20 protein-coding genes are annotated in these 18,163 nt (G+C 71.5%); 19 read left to right on the forward strand and 1 reads right to left on the reverse strand.

All coding sequences use genetic code 11. The annotated features are described in order from the left end of the window. Positions 1–6: 6 nt before the first annotated feature. The 10 genes from V5F49_RS08460 to V5F49_RS08505 all read left to right on the forward strand — a co-directional run bounded on the left by V5F49_RS08460 (position 7) and on the right by V5F49_RS08505 (position 10,610). Positions 7–918 (forward strand): [NiFe]-hydrogenase assembly chaperone HybE, encoded by a 912-nt coding sequence (locus V5F49_RS08460; RefSeq protein WP_394118496.1) that lies wholly within the window; start codon positions 7–9, stop codon positions 916–918. Then, positions 915–2,066 (forward strand): nickel-dependent hydrogenase large subunit, encoded by a 1,152-nt coding sequence (locus tag V5F49_RS08465; RefSeq protein WP_394118495.1) that lies wholly within the window; start codon positions 915–917, stop codon positions 2,064–2,066. The genes V5F49_RS08460 and V5F49_RS08465 overlap by 4 nt, the downstream gene beginning before the upstream one ends. Continuing rightward, positions 2,059–2,400, forward strand: a complete 342-nt coding sequence (hypA, locus tag V5F49_RS08470; protein ID WP_394118494.1) for a hydrogenase maturation nickel metallochaperone HypA — start codon at positions 2,059–2,061, stop codon at positions 2,398–2,400. The genes V5F49_RS08465 and hypA overlap by 8 nt, the downstream gene beginning before the upstream one ends. After that, positions 2,400–3,434, forward strand: a complete 1,035-nt coding sequence (gene hypB, locus V5F49_RS08475; RefSeq protein WP_394118493.1) for a hydrogenase nickel incorporation protein HypB — start codon at positions 2,400–2,402, stop codon at positions 3,432–3,434. The genes hypA and hypB overlap by 1 nt, the downstream gene beginning before the upstream one ends. Then, positions 3,431–4,906: a sigma-54-dependent transcriptional regulator gene (locus V5F49_RS08480; RefSeq protein ID WP_394118492.1), complete on the forward strand. Its 1,476-nt coding sequence runs from the start codon at positions 3,431–3,433 to the stop codon at positions 4,904–4,906. The genes hypB and V5F49_RS08480 overlap by 4 nt, the downstream gene beginning before the upstream one ends. 11 nt (positions 4,907–4,917) lie before the next feature. Beyond that, entirely contained in the window at positions 4,918–5,220 is a 303-nt protein-coding gene (locus V5F49_RS08485; protein WP_394118491.1) for a HypC/HybG/HupF family hydrogenase formation chaperone, read from the forward strand. Between the two features lie 11 nt (positions 5,221–5,231). Further along, positions 5,232–6,356 carry a hydrogenase formation protein HypD gene (gene hypD / locus V5F49_RS08490; RefSeq protein ID WP_394118490.1) on the forward strand — a complete coding sequence of 375 codons (1,125 nt, stop codon included), beginning with the start codon at positions 5,232–5,234 and terminating at the stop codon, positions 6,354–6,356. Then, the gene (gene hypE, locus V5F49_RS08495) at positions 6,353–7,420 is read left to right on the forward strand and encodes a hydrogenase expression/formation protein HypE (RefSeq protein ID WP_394118489.1); all 1,068 of its coding nucleotides are present in this window, start codon (positions 6,353–6,355) and stop codon (positions 7,418–7,420) included. Before hypD ends, hypE begins: the two co-directional genes overlap by 4 nt. Positions 7,421–7,462: 42 nt before the next feature. Beyond that, positions 7,463–8,062: a HupE/UreJ family protein gene (locus V5F49_RS08500; RefSeq protein WP_394118488.1), complete on the forward strand. Its 600-nt coding sequence runs from the start codon at positions 7,463–7,465 to the stop codon at positions 8,060–8,062. Between the two features lie 178 nt (positions 8,063–8,240). Then, positions 8,241–10,610 (forward strand): Tex family protein, encoded by a 2,370-nt coding sequence (locus V5F49_RS08505; protein WP_394118487.1) that lies wholly within the window; start codon positions 8,241–8,243, stop codon positions 10,608–10,610. Between the two features lie 109 nt (positions 10,611–10,719). On the opposite strand, the gene V5F49_RS08510 is transcribed toward V5F49_RS08505, so the two are convergent. Then, on the reverse strand, positions 10,720–11,040 hold the full coding sequence (locus V5F49_RS08510; protein ID WP_394118486.1) for a hypothetical protein: 321 nt from the start codon (positions 11,038–11,040) through the stop codon (positions 10,720–10,722). A gap of 260 nt (positions 11,041–11,300) precedes the next feature. Between V5F49_RS08510 and V5F49_RS08515 the strand changes: the two genes are divergently transcribed. From V5F49_RS08515 to V5F49_RS08555, 9 genes are all read left to right on the forward strand, one after another. After that, positions 11,301–11,747: a host attachment protein gene (locus tag V5F49_RS08515; protein WP_394118485.1), complete on the forward strand. Its 447-nt coding sequence runs from the start codon at positions 11,301–11,303 to the stop codon at positions 11,745–11,747. Positions 11,748–11,811: 64 nt separating this feature from the next. Next, complete coding sequence (locus V5F49_RS08520) at positions 11,812–12,318, forward strand: TspO/MBR family protein (RefSeq protein ID WP_394118484.1); 507 nt, start codon at positions 11,812–11,814, stop codon at positions 12,316–12,318. 35 nt (positions 12,319–12,353) lie between these two features. Next, positions 12,354–12,548 (forward strand): twin transmembrane helix small protein, encoded by a 195-nt coding sequence (locus V5F49_RS08525; RefSeq protein WP_394118483.1) that lies wholly within the window; start codon positions 12,354–12,356, stop codon positions 12,546–12,548. A gap of 8 nt (positions 12,549–12,556) precedes the next feature. After that, positions 12,557–13,138 (forward strand): cob(I)yrinic acid a,c-diamide adenosyltransferase, encoded by a 582-nt coding sequence (locus V5F49_RS08530; RefSeq protein WP_394118482.1) that lies wholly within the window; start codon positions 12,557–12,559, stop codon positions 13,136–13,138. Between the two features lie 113 nt (positions 13,139–13,251). After that, positions 13,252–13,983, forward strand: a complete 732-nt coding sequence (locus V5F49_RS08535; protein WP_394118481.1) for a rhomboid family intramembrane serine protease — start codon at positions 13,252–13,254, stop codon at positions 13,981–13,983. Between the two features lie 132 nt (positions 13,984–14,115). Next, entirely contained in the window at positions 14,116–14,865 is a 750-nt protein-coding gene (locus V5F49_RS08540) for an electron transfer flavoprotein subunit beta/FixA family protein (RefSeq protein WP_394118571.1), read from the forward strand. After that, positions 14,865–15,809, forward strand: coding sequence for an FAD-binding protein (locus tag V5F49_RS08545; RefSeq protein WP_509210686.1), 945 nt, complete (start codon positions 14,865–14,867; stop codon positions 15,807–15,809). The genes V5F49_RS08540 and V5F49_RS08545 overlap by 1 nt, the downstream gene beginning before the upstream one ends. A gap of 195 nt (positions 15,810–16,004) precedes the next feature. After that, positions 16,005–16,886: a 3-hydroxybutyryl-CoA dehydrogenase gene (locus tag V5F49_RS08550; protein ID WP_394118159.1), complete on the forward strand. Its 882-nt coding sequence runs from the start codon at positions 16,005–16,007 to the stop codon at positions 16,884–16,886. A 212-nt stretch (positions 16,887–17,098) separates the two neighbouring features. Next, positions 17,099–18,157, forward strand: coding sequence for a substrate-binding domain-containing protein (locus V5F49_RS08555; RefSeq protein ID WP_394118160.1), 1,059 nt, complete (start codon positions 17,099–17,101; stop codon positions 18,155–18,157). Positions 18,158–18,163: the final 6 nt, after the last annotated feature.

An 18,163-nucleotide genomic window follows, 5' to 3' on the forward strand; every position in this document is an offset into this window, starting at 1 on the left:
GCTCCCATGGCTACCGCACACAGCTTCTTCGAAGGCTCCTACCTCGGCGATCGCGCCCGCCTTGCCCCGACGGCGCGGCTCGAATGCAAGGTCTGCTGGCATGTCTACGACCCCGCCGAAGGGTGCGAGACGTGGCAGATCCCGGCCGGCACGCCGTTCACCGCCCTGCCCGACCACTGGCGCTGCCCGGTGTGCGACGGCGCGCGCGACCAGTTCATGGTGCTCGACGGCGGCGCGCCCGAGCTCTCCGCGCTGGCTCCGCCGCCCGCCGCCCTCCCTGCGACGGATCCGTTCCTCGCCCGCCAGCTGGCCGAGGCCCCGGCCCGGTTCGAGGTGGCATTCCGCGAGATCCATGCCGGCAAGATGAAGGGCGTGCCCTTCGTCAACGAGAGCCTCGGCGTGAAGGCGGTGGGCTTCGGCATCCACGAGGACCGCGTCATCGGCGTGCTGGTGACGCCGTGGTTCATGAACATCGTGCTCCTGCCGACGGAGGGCGAGGACTGGTCCGCCCTGCGCACCGGCGAACGGGAACTGATCGACTTCCCGTCCGGCACCTACGAATTCCTTGCCGCCAACCGGCCGGAGACGGGGCCCTACAAGGCCTGCTCCCTGTTCTCCCCCATGTTCGACTTCTCCTCCATGCTGCAGGCGGTGGAGACGGCGCAGGCGGTGCTGCCTGGCCTGCTCGATCCCGCCAACCGCGAGGACGGCACCCGTACCGGCGAGATCCGCCGCCGGGCGGAAGCGGAGGCCGCCGCCCGCGCCGCCGCCGAGGCTGAAGCCGCCGCGCCGGAGGACCAGACCGCCCGCCCGGGCACTGCCGGCCCCCTCTCCCGCCGCGCCCTGCTGCTCGGCCCCAATGCCGGCGCCCCGGCCGGCCGCGAGGCCGCCGCCTCCCTCGAGGACGGCGCGGCATGATCCACGCCCCCGCCACGCTCTGCAGCCTCATCGTCGCCCCCGCCGGGCGCGAGGGGCCGTGGCGGGTCACGCGCGAGACCGGGCCGGACCCCGCGCAGGCCCTCGTGGGCCGCACGGCGGACGAAGCGTCCCGGCTGGTGCCTCTGGTGTTCAACCTGTGCGGCGCGGCCCATGCGGCCGCCGCATCCGCGGCGCTCGGCCTGCCGGGACGGCCGGACACCCGCGCGATGGCGCGGGAGACCATGCGCGACCACGCCCTTGCCATCCTCCACACCTGGCCGGCCGCGCTCGGCACGGCGCCGGAGCGCGCGACACTGGCGCTGCTGTCCCGGCCGGACGCCGCGGCCGCACTCGGCCCTGCCCTGGTGGCGGATGCCGGCGACCTCGGCGATTTCTCGCTCGCCGCGCTGGAGAACTGGCTGTCCGAGGCGCCGACCGCCACCGCGCGGCTGCTCGCCTCGATCCGGCGCGCGGTGGACCCCGCCCACGGACGCGCGCGCCTGCTGGAGCTGACGATCGAGGACGTCGCGGCGGCACTGCGGCCGCCCGCTCCGCACCCGACATCCTCCTGCGCCGGCGCACAGATACCTGCTGCGGTCAACACCGGCATGGCTCCCGAAGCCTCCCGCGCCGGGACGATGCCGGTTCCGCCCGTCATGGCCGCCGCGCGCTGCGCGCCATCTCCCCTGCGCGAGAGCGGCGCGCTCGGCCGGGTCGCGCACCGCCCGCTGTTTGCCGCCCTGCTGGCGCAGGAGGGGGCGAGCCTGTTCGTGCGCCTGCTGGCGCGGCTGGTGGATTGCCTCCTGGCCATCGCCGCGCTGGCCTCGGGCACCGACGGAACCGCTCGCTCCGCCGCGGGCTCCCCGGCCGAAGGCACCGGCTTCACCGCGCCCGTGGGCGTCGGCATCGCGCCGGCGGCGCGGGGGCTGCTGGGGCATGGGGCACGGGTGGAGGGCGGGCGCGTCGCCGCCTATCGCATCCTCTCCCCCAGCGCCTGGAACCTCGCGCCCGGCGGCCTGCTGGAGCAGGCGTTCGCGACGCTGCCGTCGGGGCCGGACGCCGCGTGGCTTGCGCCGCTGCTGGTCTCGGCCATCAATCCCTGCGTGCCCGTCACCCTCGCCCTTGCGCCGGAGGCTGCCCATGCATGAGATGGCCGTGTGCGAAAGCCTGCTCTCCGCCATGGAGGAAGCGGCGAAGACGCAGAACTTCTCCCGCGTCACACGCGTGCGCCTCGCCATCGGCCGGTTCGCCGGCATCGAGGTGGAGGCGCTGCGCTTCGGCTTCGACGTGGTGACCCGGGGATCGCTTGCCGACGGCGCCGAGCTGGTGGTGCTGGAGGAGGACGGCACCGCCTGGTGCTTCGACTGCTCGGACACCGTGCCGCTCGCCCACCGCCTCGCCCCCTGTCCGCGCTGCGGCGGGGAGCGCCTCGTGCCCAACGGCGGCACCGACATGAAGATCAAGGACCTGGAGGTGTTGTGATGTGCACGGTCTGCGGCTGCAGCGGCGACGGCGCCACCATTTCCGACGCGACGGGCGGGCATGCGCACGCGGATTCCCATGCGCGCGACCACGGGCATGTCCACACGCACGCGGACGGCACGACCCACAGCCATCCGCACGCCCATGGGGAGGACGGATCGCACGGCGCCGGGCACGGGCATCATCATGACCATGGGCATGACCACCACGCCCACCGGCACGCTCACGCTCACCCCCACAGCCACGACCACAGCGACCGGCTCGACTATGGCACCGGCCCCGCCCACGCCCATGCGCCGGGCCTGTCGCAGGCGCGCATGGTGGAGATCGAGACCTCCATCCTCGCCAAGAACGACGACTACGCCGCCCGCAACCGCGCCCGGCTCGATGCCGCCGGCGTGCTGGCGCTGAACCTCCTCTCCGGCCCCGGCGCCGGCAAGACCACGCTGCTCGTGGAGACGCTGAAGGCGCTTTCCGGCCGCATCCCCGCCGCCGTCATCGAAGGCGACCAGCAGACCGACAATGACGCCGCGCGCATCCGCGCCGTGGGCACCCCCGCGGTGCAGATCAACACCGGCAAGGGCTGCCACCTCGATGCGCACATGGTGGGTCATGCGCTGGAGAAGCTGCCGCTGCCGCCCGGCGGCATCCTGTTCATCGAGAACGTGGGCAACCTCGTCTGCCCCGCCGCGTTCGATCTCGGGGAGACGCGCCGCATCACCCTGATCTCGGTGGCGGAAGGCGACGACAAGCCGCTGAAATATCCCGACATCTTCGAGGGCGCGGACCTCGTCCTCATCACCAAGGCGGACCTTGCCCCGCACGTGGACGCGGACATGGCGGCGCTGGAGGCCAACATCCGCCGGGTGAACCCGACCGCCGAGATCCTGCGCGTGTCGTCGCGCGGCGAGGTGGGGCTCGCCCGCTTCATCGGCTGGCTGGAGACGGCGCGCGCCGCCCGGCTCGACACCCTCGCCGCCGCCCGCGAGGCCGAGGCCGCCGCCCTGCGCGCCGCGGCGGGGAGCGCACGATGAACCGCCGCCCCGCCATCCTCGTGGTGGATGACGAGCCGCGCTCGGTGGAGGTCATCGCGCGGGTGCTGGACGAGGAGTTCGATGTCTTCACCGCGCTCGACGCGGAGGAGGCGCGGCGCATCCTGGAGAACGAGTGGATCCAGGTGATCTTCTGCGACCAGCGCATGCCCCACACCTCGGGCGTCGCGCTCCTGACCGAAGTGCGCGAGCGCTGGCCTGACATCCTGCGCATCATCGTCACCGGCTATACCGAGCCGCAGGACATGATCGGCGCCATCAACGACGCCGGCATCTACCAGTTCATCGCCAAGCCCTGGCACCCGGACCAGCTGCTGCTCGCCGCCCGCAACGCCGCGCACCTGTTCCAGCTGCAGCGCGACCATGAGCGCCTCAATCTGGAGATGAAGCTCACCACCGCCACCGCCGAGGCCCGCCTCGGCGTGCTGGAGGCGCGGGTGAAGCGCAATTTCCACTTCGACACGCTGGTCCGCGCCGCCGGCAGCCCCCTGTCGGACGTGTGCGCCCGCGCCGCGCAGGTGGCGGCCTTCGACGTGCCGGTGCTGATCCACGGCGAGACCGGCACCGGCAAGGAGCTGATCGCCCGCGCCATCCATTATTCGAGCCTGCGCTCGGACCGGCCGTTCTTCGCCGTCAACTGCGGGGCGATCCCGGACGAGCTCTTGGAATCCGAGCTGTTCGGCCACAAGAAGGGCTCGTTCACCGGCGCCCACGTGACCCGCATCGGCCTGCTCGACCAGGCGGACGGCGGCACCATCTTCCTCGACGAGATCGGCGACGTCTCCCCCGCCTTCCAGGTGAAGCTGCTGCGCTTCCTCCAGGAGGGCGAGATCCGCCCGGTGGGGTCGAACGAATCCAAGCGCGTCAACGTGCGCGTGCTGGCCGCCACCCACCGCGACCTTTTCGGCGAGGTGGGACGCGCCCGCTTCCGCGAGGACCTCTACTACCGCCTGTCCGCCATGGTGCTGACCCTGCCCGCCCTGCGCGAGCGGCGGGGCGACATCGCGGTGCTGGCGCGCGCCATCCTCGATGCGCTGAGCGCCCAGCACGGCAAGAGGGTGAAGGGCTTCACCGACGAGGCCCTGGCCTGCATGCAGGCCTATGACTGGCCCGGCAACGTGCGCGAGCTGCAGAACGAGGTGACGCGCATGCTGGTCCTCGCCGCCCGCGACACGCTCTCCGCCGACCTGCTCTCGCCCCACGTGGTGCGGGCGGCGGCCGAGACGCGGTTGACCGAGATCCGCGCCCCGGAGAACCTCGCGCTGCCGGATGGCGGGCCGCTGAAGGACCGCATCGAGCGCATGGAGGCCACCATCCTCACCGAGACGCTGGTGCGCTGCCGCTGGAACAAGAGCCGCGCGGCGGAGGAGCTCGGCCTCTCGCGCGTCGGGCTGCGCGCCAAGCTGGACCGCTACGGGATCTCCCGTGGCGGCGCCTTCGGCCAATCGCACTGAGGAGAAACGCCATGTGCCTCGGCATTCCCGGACAGATCGTCGCCGTCGCCGACGCGGACGCCATGCTGTGCGTGGTGGACGTCTCCGGCGTCCGCCGCACGGTGGACGTGGTGTGCGTCGCCGAGCCGGGCGCCCCGCTCGACGACCTCGTCGGCGCGTGGGTGCTTGTCCATGTGGGCTTCGCCATGAGCCGCATCGACGAGGAAGAGGCCGCCGCCACCCTCAAGGTGCTGACCGAGATCGGCGAGGCGCAGGCCGAGATGGACGCGCTCACGAACGGCAGCATTGAGCTGATCGCCACCCCCACCGCCTGAGGAGGACGGACATGCGCTATGTGGACGAATTCCGCGACCCCGTCCTCGCCGCCGCGCTGGTGAAGGAGATCGGCGCCATCGCCTCCCGGCTGGAGCGCGGGCGCGACCGGCCGTTCTCCATCATGGAGGTGTGCGGCGGGCACACCCACGCCATCTTCCGCTACGGCCTCGAAGGCCTGCTGCCGGATCTGGTGGAGTTCGTCCACGGACCCGGCTGCCCGGTGTGCGTTCTGCCGATGGGCCGGGTGGACGACTGCGTCGCCATCGCCGAGCAGCCGGAGGTGATCTTCGCCACCTTCGGCGATGCCATGCGCGTGCCGGGATCGAAGAAGAGCCTCCTGCAGGCCAAGGCCGACGGCGCCGACGTGCGCATGGTCTATTCGCCTCTTGATGCGCTCGCTCTCGCGCGGCGCAACCCCGACCGCGAGGTGGTGTTCTTCGGCCTTGGCTTCGAGACCACCATGCCCTCCACCGCCCTTACCGTGCAGCGGGCGGCGCGCGAGGGCGTCGGCAACTTCTCCCTGTTCTGCAACCACATCACCATCATCCCCACGCTGCGCGCGCTGCTGGAGCCGGGGGACAGCGGCATCGACGGCTTCATCGGGCCGGGGCATGTCTCCATGGTGATCGGCACGTCGCCGTACCGCTTCATCGCCGAGGAGTTCGGCAAGCCGCTGGTGGTCTCCGGCTTCGAGCCCATCGACCTGTTGCAGTCGCTGCTGATGGTGCTGCAGCAGATCGAGGCCGGGCACGCGCGCATCGAGAACCAGTATGCCCGCGTGGTGCCGGAGCACGGCAATCCCGCCGCGCTGAAGGCCGTGCAGGAGGTGTACGAGCCGCGCGAGACGTTCGAATGGCGCGGCCTCGGCTCCATCGCCGGCTCGGGCGTGCGGCTGACCGCGCCCTATGCCGCCTTCGACGCGGAGAAGCGCTTCGCCGTGCCGGACGTGAAGGTGGCCGATCCCGCCTCCTGCCGCTGCGGCGAGGTGCTCACCGGCGCCATGAAGCCGTGGGCCTGCCCCGAGTTCGGCAAGGGCTGCACGCCGGAGACGCCGCTGGGTGCGCTGATGGTGTCGTCGGAAGGTTCTTGCGCGGCTTACTATCAGTATGGCGGAATGCGGGGAGAAGCCGCATGACCATCCCCTTCACGCCCCCCTCCGCCGCGCGCCGCCCGCTGGCGCACAAGACGGTGACGCTCGCCCACGGCGGCGGCGGCAGCGCCATGCGCGACCTGATCGACGACGTGTTCCTCTCCGCCTTCTCCGGAGACGGCCGCGCCGCGCCGGAAGATCAGGCCCGCTTCGACCTTTCCGCCCTGATGGCGCACGGCGACCGCCTCGCCTTCACCACCGACGGCTTCGTGGTGGACCCGCTGGAGTTCCCCGGCGGCGACATCGGCAAGCTCGCCGTGTGCGGCACGGTGAACGACCTCGCGGTGGGCGGGGCGCGGCCGGTGGCGCTGTCCTGCGCCGTCATCATCGAGGAGGGGCTGGCCGTGGAGACGCTGCGGCGCATCGCCCGCTCCATGGCGCAGACCGCGCGGGAAGCGGGCGTCGCCATCTCCACCGGCGACACCAAGGTGGTGGCGCGCGGCGCGTGCGACAAGCTGTTCGTGACCACCACCGGCATCGGCGTGGTGCGGGCCGGCCTCGACGTGGGCATCGGCAAGGCGCGGCCCGGCGACGTGGTGCTGGTGAACGGGCTTCTGGGCGACCATGGCGCCGCCATCCTCAACGCCCGCGGCGACCTGGCGCTGGACGCCGACATCCTCTCCGACTGCGCGCCGCTGAACGGCCTCATCGACACCCTCATCGCCGCCGCCCCCGGCATCCGCATGATGCGCGACGCCACCCGCGGCGGCGTCGCGGCGGTGGTGAACGAGCTGGCGGAGGCATCGGGCGTCGGCGTGCGCCTCGACGAGCTGGCGATGCCCATGCGGCCGGAGGTGACCGGTTTCTGCGAGATCCTCGGGCTCGACCCGCTCTATCTCGCCAACGAGGGCAAGATCGTCGCCGTGGTGCCGGCGGCGGAGGCTGCGGGGGCTCTGGCGGCCCTGCGCGCCCATCCGCTGGGGCGCGAGGCTGCCCTGATCGGCGAGATCACCTCCACCCGGCCGGGCCGGGTGGTGATGAAGACACGTTTCGGGGGCGAGCGGATCGTCGACATGCTGGTCGGCGATCAACTGCCCCGCATCTGCTGAACCCTGAATAACCCAAACCTTCCAACACCGGGGAGTTCCCTCATGCACCGCATCCTCCGCACCGCCGGCGCCGCTGCCGCCCTGACCCTCCTGCCGCAGCTGGCGTTCGCCCATACCGGCGTCGGCGCAGTGCACGGCTTCAATGCCGGCTTCGCCCATCCCATGGGCGGGCTCGATCACCTGCTCGCCATGGTCACCGTGGGCATCTTCGCCTACCAGCTGGGCGGCCGCGCCCTGTGGGCCGTGCCGGCCACCTTCGTCGCGCTGATGGCGGTGGGCGGCGCGCTGGGCATTTCCGGCATCGACGTGCCGTTCGTGGAGCTGGGCATCGCCCTCTCGGTGGTGGTGCTGGGCGCGGCGGTGGCGTTCGGCGTGAAGGCGCCGCTGGCGGCCGCCTTGGCCATCGTCGGCTTCTTCGCTATCTTCCACGGCCACGCCCATGGCGCGGAAATGCCGGCCGATGCCTCCGGCCTCGCCTACGGCCTCGGCTTCATGTCGGCGACGGCGCTTCTCCACCTCGCCGGCCTCGGCCTCGGCATGGCCATCGGCCGCTTCGGCGAGGCCCACGGCGAGAAGTTCGTGCGCGGCGCCGGGGCGGCGGTGGCGGTGGCCGGTGTCGGCCTCCTCGCCGGCCTCGTCTGATCGACCTTCAAACGCCCGGGCGCGCCACGGCCGCCCGGGCGTTCTGCGTTCCGGCCCCAGCTACCGCTGCGGAACCACGATCGGCCAAGAAGCCGTCCTGCGGCCGTGACAGCGCCGTCTTGCTCGGCTATGGGCGTGCCCCCGGACCCGCAGGGGGACCGGACCGGAAGGAGACCCCATGGCCGCCGCACCGCAGGGAAATGCCGAAGCCATCGCCCGCATCATCGCCGCCGAGATCGGCGCCCGCCCGGCGCAGGTGACGGCCGCCGTCTCCCTCATCGACGAAGGCGCCACCGTTCCGTTCATCGCCCGCTACCGCAAGGAGGTGACGGACGGCCTCGACGACACCCAGCTGCGCACGCTGGAAGAGCGCCTCTCCTATCTGCGCGAGCTGGAAGCCCGGCGCGCCAGCGTGCTCACCTCCATCGACGGGCAGGGCAAGCTCTCCGACGAGCTGCGCGGAAAGATCGAGGCGGCCACCACCAAGGCCGAGCTGGAGGACCTCTACCTCCCCTACAAGCCCAAGCGCCGCACCAAGGCGGAGATCGCCCGCGAAAAGGGCCTGGGGCCCCTTGCCGACGCGATCCTGGCGGATCGCTCCGTGGCCCCGGCCGAGCGCGCGGCGGCCTTCCTCACCGAGCAGGTGGCGGACATCAAGGCGGCCCTCGACGGCGCCCGCGATATTCTGGTGGAGGCCTTCGCCGAGAATGCCGAGCTGGTGGGCAGCCTGCGCGCGCACATGAAGACGGGCGCGGTGCTCAAGGCGAAGGTCGCCGAGGGCAAGGAGGAGGCCGGCGCCAAGTTCCGCGACTATTTCGACCATTCGGAAAAGTGGGCGACCGCCCCGAGCCACCGCGTGCTCGCCATGCTGCGCGGGCGCAACGAGGAGATGCTGACCCTCGACCTGGTGGTGGACGAGGACGCCACCACCCCGGTGAAGCCGGCCGAGCGCATCGTGGCGCAGGCCTATGACATCCCCCTCGCCAACGGCGCGCCGGCCGACGGCTTCCTCCTGGAGGTGGCCCGCTGGGCGTGGCGGGTGAAGCTCTCGCTCCACCTCACCGTGGAGCTGATGGGCGAGATGCGCGAGCGGGCGGAAGAGGAGGCCATCCGCGTCTTCGCCCGCAATCTCAAGGATCTGCTGCTCGCCGCCCCGGCCGGCTCGCGCGCGACCATAGGGCTTGATCCCGGCATCCGCACCGGCGTGAAGGTGGCGGTGGTGGACGGCACCGGCAAGCTGATCGCCACGAGCACCGTCTATCCCTTCCAGCCGCGCAACGACGTGCAGGGCGCCATGGCGGAACTGGCGATGCTGATCCGCCGGCACAATGTGGAGCTGATCGCCATCGGCAACGGCACCGCGAGCCGCGAGACCGACAAGCTCGCCGCCGACGTCATCGCCGCCTTGCCGCCGGATGCGTCGGGCCGGAAGCCCATCAAGGTGGTGGTGAGCGAGGCCGGCGCCTCGGTCTATTCCGCCTCGGCCACCGCCGCCGCCGAGATGCCGGACATCGACGTCTCCCTGCGCGGCGCCGTCTCCATCGCCCGCCGCCTGCAGGACCCGCTGGCGGAGCTGGTGAAGATCGAGCCCAAGGCCATCGGCGTCGGCCAGTACCAGCACGACGTGGATCAGGCCCGCCTCGCCAAGGCGCTCGACGCGGTGGTGGAGGACGCGGTGAACGCGGTGGGCGTGGACCTCAACACCGCGTCCGCCTCGCTGCTCGCCCGCGTGTCCGGCCTCGGCGCCTCGCTGGCGGAGGCCATCGTCGCGCACCGCAACTCGGTGGGCGCGTTCAGGACCCGCAAGGAATTGCTGAAGGTCGCCCGCCTCGGCCCGCGCACCTTCGAGCTTTCCGCCGGCTTCCTGCGCATCCCGGACGGGGCCGAGCCGCTGGACGCCTCGGCGGTGCATCCGGAAGCCTATGAGGTGGCCAAGAAGATCGTCGCCGCCTGCGGACGCGACGTGCGCGCCCTCATGGGCGACACGGCGGCGCTGAAGGCGCTCGACCCGCGCGCCTTCGTGGACGAGCGCTTCGGCCTGCCCACCGTGCGCGACATCCTCACCGAGCTGGAGAAGCCCGGCCGCGACCCGCGCCCCGCCTTCAAGACCGCCACGTTCGCGGACGGCGTCCACGAGATGAGCGATCTCAAGCCCGGCATGGTGCTCGAAGGCACGGTGACCAACGTCGCGGCCTTCGGCGCCTTCGTGGACATCGGCGTCCACCAGGACGGGCTGGTCCACGTCTCGGCGCTGGCCGACCGGTTCGTGAAGGACCCGCACGAGGTGGTCAAGGCCGGCGACGTGGTGAAGGTGCGCGTGCTGGAGGTGGACGTGAAGCGCAAGCGCATCGCCCTCTCCATGCGCAAGGACGATGCGGGTTCACGCCCCGGCAGCCGGCCGCAGGAGCCACGGCCGAACGCCGCCCGCCCCGGCGACAACCGTCCCGGCGACGCCCGCCGTCCCGGTTCCGGCCGCGACAAGGCCGGCCAGAGCCAGGGCGCGTTCGGCGCGGCCCTCGCCGAGGCCATGCGGCGCAAAGGCGACTGAGCGCCGACCGGCGCATGGGTGACTGGGCGCCGGACCGGAGCACGACAGGAGGGGCGCCGGGCGGATCGAGCCGCCCGCGCCTCGGCCCTTGCCTGACTGCAGCGAAAGATCAGTGCGACATGCGGGCGCCATGCCGGCCGGCATGGACGCGGGCGAAGCGGGGCACGAGACGCTTCAGGCGCACCTTGCGGCCACCGCTGTCATCATCCGTGTCGCTCATAAGCATGACGGCGAAGCCCATCTGCACACTGCCGAAGGTGACCCCCAGCGCGAGCGTGAGGACGATGAGGGCGAGCAGCCCGTCCTGCGAGGTCCACAGCAGGGTTCCAAGGCGCGCCACGTCGAAGGCGACCAGCAGCGCGACGAACAGGGTGGCCACACCGATGCCGATGGCGGCATGGCGCGCCAGAAAGCGGACGAGAAACGGCATGGCACATCTCCTCCGGTGCCGGATGCACCGAATGGAACGGCCCGCGCATGGGGCCGGGTTCCTGAAAGAAAATCGTCTCACGCGCTCGTGACAGGGACAAGGGGCGCCGGCCCGCCACAACGTCGCATCGTCCGGGCGCGGGCGCCGGGACGCAATCCCGAACCTGCGCCGGATCAAGGCGCGGCGCCGGCGGGGTGACAATCTTCAAGGCCATACCATGTGAAGGGGCGGGATCACGTTCACGAACAGGGAGGACGATGATGACCAAGCTCGACAAGGCCAACCGTCTGGTGGTGGTGTGCGATGGCGCGAAGGCCATCCTTCTGGCGGATGCCGGCATCGCGCCGGCGCCGCGCCTGAGCGTTATCGAGAGCTTCGCCGAGCCCCACCCCGGGACGGCCCAGCTGGGCACCGACCGGCCGGGGCGGGTGCACGAATCGGCCACCACCGCCCGCAGCGCCATGGAGGAGACGGACCTGCACGCGCAGGCCGAGGCCGCCTTCCTCGGCCGCCTTGCCGAGCGGCTCGGGGCGCTGGTGGAGGCCGGCGAGGCGCCCCGCCGCATCCTGCTGGTGGCGCCGCCGCGCGCGCTGGGCACCCTGCGCGAGGCGCTGAGCGAGAAGGTCCGGCAGCTGGTGGACGGGGAAATCTCCAAGGATCTCGTCAAGCTGCCGGTGGACGAGATCGGCCGCCACATCGCGACCTGAGCTGAGGGCGAAACGATCCACGGGCCATCCGCGTTCGAACAAGGATGCGAAAGCGGAGGCCTTCATGTCGCTCATCCAGTCCCTCGCCCGCTCGCCCTGCGCTCTGGGGCGGGTGCGGCTCGTTGCCTGTCTCGCGCTGGTGGCGGCGGTGGCCGCCATCGGCGGGGCGGTGACCTCGCCGGCGATCCCCGGCTGGTACCGGGGCCTCGCCAAACCGGACTGGACCCCGCCCGACGCCGCCTTTCCGGTGGCGTGGACGATGCTCTATCTCCTGATGGCGCTGGCGCTGTGGCGGCTGTGGGACCGGGCGCCGCCCTCGCCGCAGCGGCGCTCCGCCATCGGCCTGTTCCTGGCGCAGCTGGCGCTCAACGCCATCTGGTCACCGGTGTTCTTCGGCCTGCACGCGCCGCGGGCGGGGCTCGCCATCGTGCTGGCGCTGGTCGTCACGCTCGCCTTCGCCATGCGCGCGGCCTTCCGGGTGGATCGTCCCGCCGGCTGGCTGCTGGTGCCCTATCTCGCCTGGGTGTGCTACGCCTCTTCCCTCAATGCGGCGATCGTCGCCCTCAACTGAGGCGGGCGAACCGGCACGGCGAAACGAAGGCTGCCATGCTTCACTGGTCCATCTATCTCTTCATCCCGGTCGCGCTGGCCCTGGTGGCGGGCGTGCTGTTCCTCGGCCTGTTCAATTTCGCCTCGGGCGGCTCGCCGCAGCGCTCGCAGCGGCTGATGCAGCTGCGCGTGCTGTTCCAGTTCCTGGCGCTGGTGCTGGTCATGATCACCATTCTCGCCATGGGACGGTGACGCGCGCCATGGTGAAGCTGAACAAGATCTACACGCGCACCGGCGATGACGGCACCACCGGGCTCGGCACCGGCGCGCGGGTGCCCAAGTACGACCTGCGCGTGGAAGCCTACGGCGCGGTGGACGAGGCCAATGCCGCGCTCGGCGTCGCCCGCCTGCATCTCGCCGGCGAGCCCGCGCTCGATGCCATGCTGATGCGCGTGCAGAACGACCTGTTCGATCTCGGCGCCGACCTGTGCGTCCCGCCCGCTCCCGGCGAGGCGGAGGGCGCCGCCCTGCGGGTGGTTCCGGCGCAGGTGACGCGGCTGGAGGCGGACATCGACACCCTCAACGCCGAGCTGTCGCCGCTCACCTCCTTCGTGCTGCCGGCCGGCACCGCCGCCTCGGCCCACCTGCACCTCGCGCGCACCATCTGCCGGCGTGCCGAGCGGGCGATGGTGGCGCTGTCGCACCAGGAGGGCGAAGCGGTGGGCAAGCCGGCCATCCAGTATGTGAACCGGCTGTCGGACCTGCTGTTCGTGGCCGGCCGCTATGCCAACGCCCGCGGCGCCGACGACGTGCTGTGGGTGCCGGGCGCCAGCCGGGGCTGACGCGGCGCGCGGGATCGGGCTGAAGGCGCCGGCGCATTGCCGCCGGGCCGCAGCCTGCTCTAGTCTTCCGGTGCGGGAGGTGGTGGAGTGCCACCCCCGGGGATGTCGCCGCCATGTTCGTTCCCATCGCCGACGCCAACCCGCTCGAGCATGTGCGGCGCCCCTACGTCACGTGGGCGCTGCTGGCCATCAACGTGCTGGTCTTCCTGGTGGTGGAGCGCGGCGCGTTCGGGCCGGTGAGCGAGGCCGGCGTGCTCGGCTACGGCACCATTCCGGCGGTGGTCAGCGGCCAGGCGGTGCTGCCGCCGGGCTTCGAGCGGGTGCCGCCGACGCTCACCCTCCTCACCTACATGTTCCTGCACGGCGGCTGGCTGCACCTGATCGGCAACATGGCCTTCCTGTGGGTGTTCGCCGACAATGTGGAGGACGCGCTCGGGCACGTGCGCTTCATCCTGTTCTACCTGCTGTGCGGCCTCGCCGCCGGGCTTGCCCACGTGTTCGCCGATCCGGCCTCCGAGGCGCCGCTGGTGGGGGCGTCGGGCGCGGTGGCGGGGGTGATCGCGGCCTATCTGGTGCTGCACCCCAACATCCGGCTGTGGGCGCTCATCTTCATGAAGATCCCGCTGCGGGTGCCGGCCTACTGGGTCATCGGCGCCTGGTTCGTGCTGCAGGTGTGGCAGATCCTCGCCAGCCGCGACGGCGATACCGCCTGGTGGGCGCATCTGGGCGGGTTCATGACGGGAGCGGTCCTGGTGGCGGTGCTGCGCCGTCCCGGGGTGGCGCTGCTCGATCGCGATCCGTCCGGCGTGCCGAGCCGGAACGTGGCACGCAAGGGCGAGCGTTGACACGCTTTCAGCCCCCTCCTACGTTGCCGGCCCGCATCAAATGCTGCAATGCAGGGACTGCGTGGATGGAATGGCTGCCGCCCCGTCGGACGGGACGCCGGCAGCAGGTTCGGGAACGGGGAGCACGCCTCTATGAAGATCCTGGTGCCCGTTAAGCGGGTGGTGGATTACAACGTTAAGGTGCGGGTCAAGTCGGACGGTTCGGGCGTTGAGCTTGCGAACGTGAAGATGTCGATGAACCCGTTCGACGAGATCGCGGTGGAAGAGGCGCTGCGGCTGAAGGAAGCGGGCAAGGCGACCGAGGTGGTGGCGGTGTCCGTCGGCCCGGCGCAGGCCTCCGAGACGCTGCGCACCGCGCTGGCCATGGGCGCCGACCGCGGCATCCTGGTGAAGACCGACGCGGTGGTGGAGCCGCTGGCGGTGGCCAAGATCCTGAAGGGCGTGATCGCCGAGGAGGCCCCCGGCCTCGTCATCCTCGGCAAGCAGGCGATCGACGACGACTGCAACCAGACCGGCCAGATGCTCGCCGCCCTCCTGGGCTGGCCGCAGGGCACGTTCGCCTCGAAGGTGGAGGTGGCCGACGGCGGCTTCGCCATCACCCGCGAGATCGACGGCGGCCTGCAGACGGTGGCGCTCAAGGGCCCGGCGGTGGTCACCACCGACCTGCGCCTCAACGAGCCGCGCTACGCCTCGCTGCCCAACATCATGAAGGCCAAGAAGAAGCCCATCGCCGAGAAGACGCCCGACGACTACGGCGTCGATGTCGCCCCGCGCCTCGCCGTGCTGAAGACGGCGGAGCCGGCGGGCCGCAAGGCGGGCGTGAAGGTGGGCTCGGTTTCCGAGCTGGTGGCCAGGCTCAAGGATGAGGCGGGGGTGATCTGATGGCGACTTTGCTTCTCGCCGAACACGACAATGCGGCGCTCAACGGCGTCACCGCCAAGGCGCTGACCGCTGCCGCCGCCCTCGGCGGCCCGGTGCACATCCTCGTCGCCGGCCAGGGCGCCGGCGCGGTGGCCGAGGCCGCGGCCAAGCTCTCGGGCGTGGAGAAGGTGCTCCTCGCCGACGACGCGCTCTATGCGCATCGCCTCGCCGAGCCGCTGGCGGCGCTGATCGTGGCGCTGGCCCCCGGCTACGACGCCATCGTCGGCCCCTCCACCGCCAGCGCCAAGAACGTGCTGCCGCGCGTGGCCGCCCTGCTCGACGTGATGCAGGTGTCCGACATCATCAAGGTGGCGGCGCCCGACACGTTCGAGCGGCCCATCTATGCGGGCAACGCCATCCAGACGGTGAAGTCCTCCGACCCGAAGAAGGTCATCACGGTGCGCACGGCGTCCTTCGCCGCGACGCCTGAGGGCGGCTCGGCCCCGGTGGAGGCGGTCGCGGCCGCGGCCGATCCCGGCGTGTCGACCTTCGTGGAGGAGGCCATCGCCGCCTCCGACCGTCCCGAGCTGACCGCTGCCAAGATCATCGTGTCGGGCGGCCGCGCGGTGGGCTCGCGGGAGAAGTTCGCCGAGGTGATCGAGCCGCTCGCCGATGCGCTCGGCGCGGCGGTGGGCGCCTCGCGCGCGGCGGTGGACGCCGGCTACGCCCCCAACGACTGGCAGGTGGGCCAGACCGGCAAGGTGGTGGCCCCCGAGCTCTACATCGCGCTCGGAATCTCCGGTGCCATCCAGCACCTCGCCGGCATGAAGGACTCCAAGGTCATCGTCGCCGTCAACAAGGACGAGGAAGCCCCCATCTTCCAGGTCGCCGACTACGGCCTCGTCGCAGACATCTTCCAGGCCGTCCCAGAGCTCAAGGCCGAAGTCGCCAAGATCAAGGGATGATCCAAACACGTCGCCGGCGGAAAACCGCCGGCGACGGCACCCTGTGCCAGCCCCGGCACGGGGACCGATCCGGCCCTGCCGGCATCGACTTAAGACTGGTGAATCCGGTTCCGAACTCCCAAGACAGGGCCGCGCGCGCGGGGCATAGTGTGGCGCCCCGTCGAGGGACGGCGTCCGAGGCGAAGCGAGAGAAACATGCCGCTCGAGATCAAGAAGGTCGGGGTCATCGGCGCAGGCCAGATGGGAAACGGCATCGCGCACGTCTGCGCCCTCGCCGGCTATGACGTGTGGCTGCACGACGCGGACGCCGATCGCATCCGCTCCGGCATCGCCACCATCAACGGCAACATGGCCAAGCAGGTGGCCAAGGGCTCGGTGACCGAGGAAGGCCGCCAGGAAGCCCTCTCCCGCATCGCCGTGGCCGAGCGCACCGAGGACCTTGCGGACTGCGACCTCGTGATCGAATCCGCCACCGAGCGCGAGGAGGTCAAGCGCAAGATCTTCGCCAACCTCTGCACGGTGGTGAAGCCGGAGGCCATGCTCGCCTCCAACACCTCGTCCATCTCCATCACCCGCCTCGCCGCCTCCACCGACCGGCCCGAGCGCTTCATCGGCATTCACTTCATGAATCCGGTGCCGCTGATGGAGCTGGTGGAGCTGGTGCGCGGCATCGCCACCGACGACGACACCTTCGAAAGCTCGAAGCAGTTCGTCACCCGCCTGCACAAGACCTATGCGGTGGCCGAGGACTTCCCGGCCTTCATCGTCAACCGCATCCTGCTGCCGATGATCAACGAGGCCATCTACACCCTGTATGAGGGCGTCGGCTCCGTGGACGCCATCGACCGGGCCATGAAGCTCGGCGCGAACCACCCCATGGGCCCGCTGCAGCTGGCCGACTTCATCGGCCTCGACACCTGCCTCGCCATCATGCAGGTGCTGCACGAGGGGCTGGCCGATTCCAAGTACCGCCCCTGCCCGCTGCTGGTGAAGTATGTCGAGGCCGGCTGGCTGGGCCGCAAGACCCAGCGCGGCTTCTACGACTATCGCGGCGAGAAGCCCGTCCCCACCCGCTGAGGCTCCGGGCGCCGCACCTGCGGCGCCCTTTTGCCGGCACTCTCCTGCCGGCATCCCGTTGCCGGCGCCGCCGGCGCACATTTCCCCGATACCGTGCCCCTCCGGGACGCCGCCCGCACCGTCATACGGCTGTTGCAGCGCATCGTCATGATGCCTCTTGAAAACGGTTTCAGGTCGAGCTTCCATTCGGCCTCCCGTTGCGGGGCTCCGCCATGGCGCGCATCGTCACCATCAGGACCGTCGCCGAACGAGCCGGCTGCTCCATCGCGACGGTGAGCCGCGTCATCAACCGCTCGGCCCCCACCAGCGCCGAGGTGGAAGCCCGTGTCCGCGCGGCCATCGACGCGCTCGGCTTCCGCCCCAGCGAGATCGGTCGCGCGCTGAAGACGCTGCGCACCCGCACCCTCGGCGTGGTCATCCCCAGCCTCACCAATCCGGTGTTCGCCGCCTCGGTGGCCGGCATGCAGGCTGCCGCCCGCGCGCACGGCCATGTGCTGCTGCTCACCGCCACCGATTACGAGCCCGGCGCCGAGGCCGAGTTGGTGCAGACCCTGGTGGCGCAGAACGTGGCCGGCCTGCTGCTCACCGTGGCCGATGCCGACGACAATCCCACCCTCGACCTCCTGGACGCCGAGGGCATCCCCTACGTTCTGGTCCACAATGAGCCGACGGTGCCCGGCCGGGCCGCCGTCTGCGTCGACAACGCGGCCGCCACCTCGGCCCTCACCGGCGCCATGATCGCCGCAGGGCACCGGCGCATCGCCTATCTCGCCGGCCGCTTCGCCACCTCGGACCGCTCCCGCCGCCGCCACGAGGGCTATCGCGCCGCCATGCTGGCCGCCGGCCTTGCCCCGGAGGCCCCGCTGGAGCTGGATTATCTGGGCGACACCCCCGGCCATGCCGCCGCCCTCGCCGATCTGTTCGCCGGCCAGGCGCGGCCGACCGCCGCCCTGTGCTCCAACGACCTGCTCGCCCTCTCCGTGGCCGGCGCGCTGCGCGACCTCGGGCTCGACGTGCCGGGCGATGTCTCCCTCGCCGGCTTCGACGGTATCGCGCTGGGCCGCGCCATGAACCCGACCCTCGCCACGGTGGACACCCCCACCCGCGACATGGGCGCCCGCGCCGTCGAGCTGCTGTTCGCGCTTATCGCCGAGACGGCCGCGCCCCAGGTGGAGCGCCTGCCCTTCACCCTGCGCCCCGGCGGCACGCTTGCCGCCGCGCCCGAGGCCCATGTTCCGCGTTCCACGTCCCCCCAGCCCATCGACCCATGAGGCCGA

The sequence above is a fragment of the Xanthobacter lutulentifluminis genome (genome assembly GCF_043194675.2).
Classification (GTDB): domain Bacteria; phylum Pseudomonadota; class Alphaproteobacteria; order Rhizobiales; family Xanthobacteraceae; genus Xanthobacter.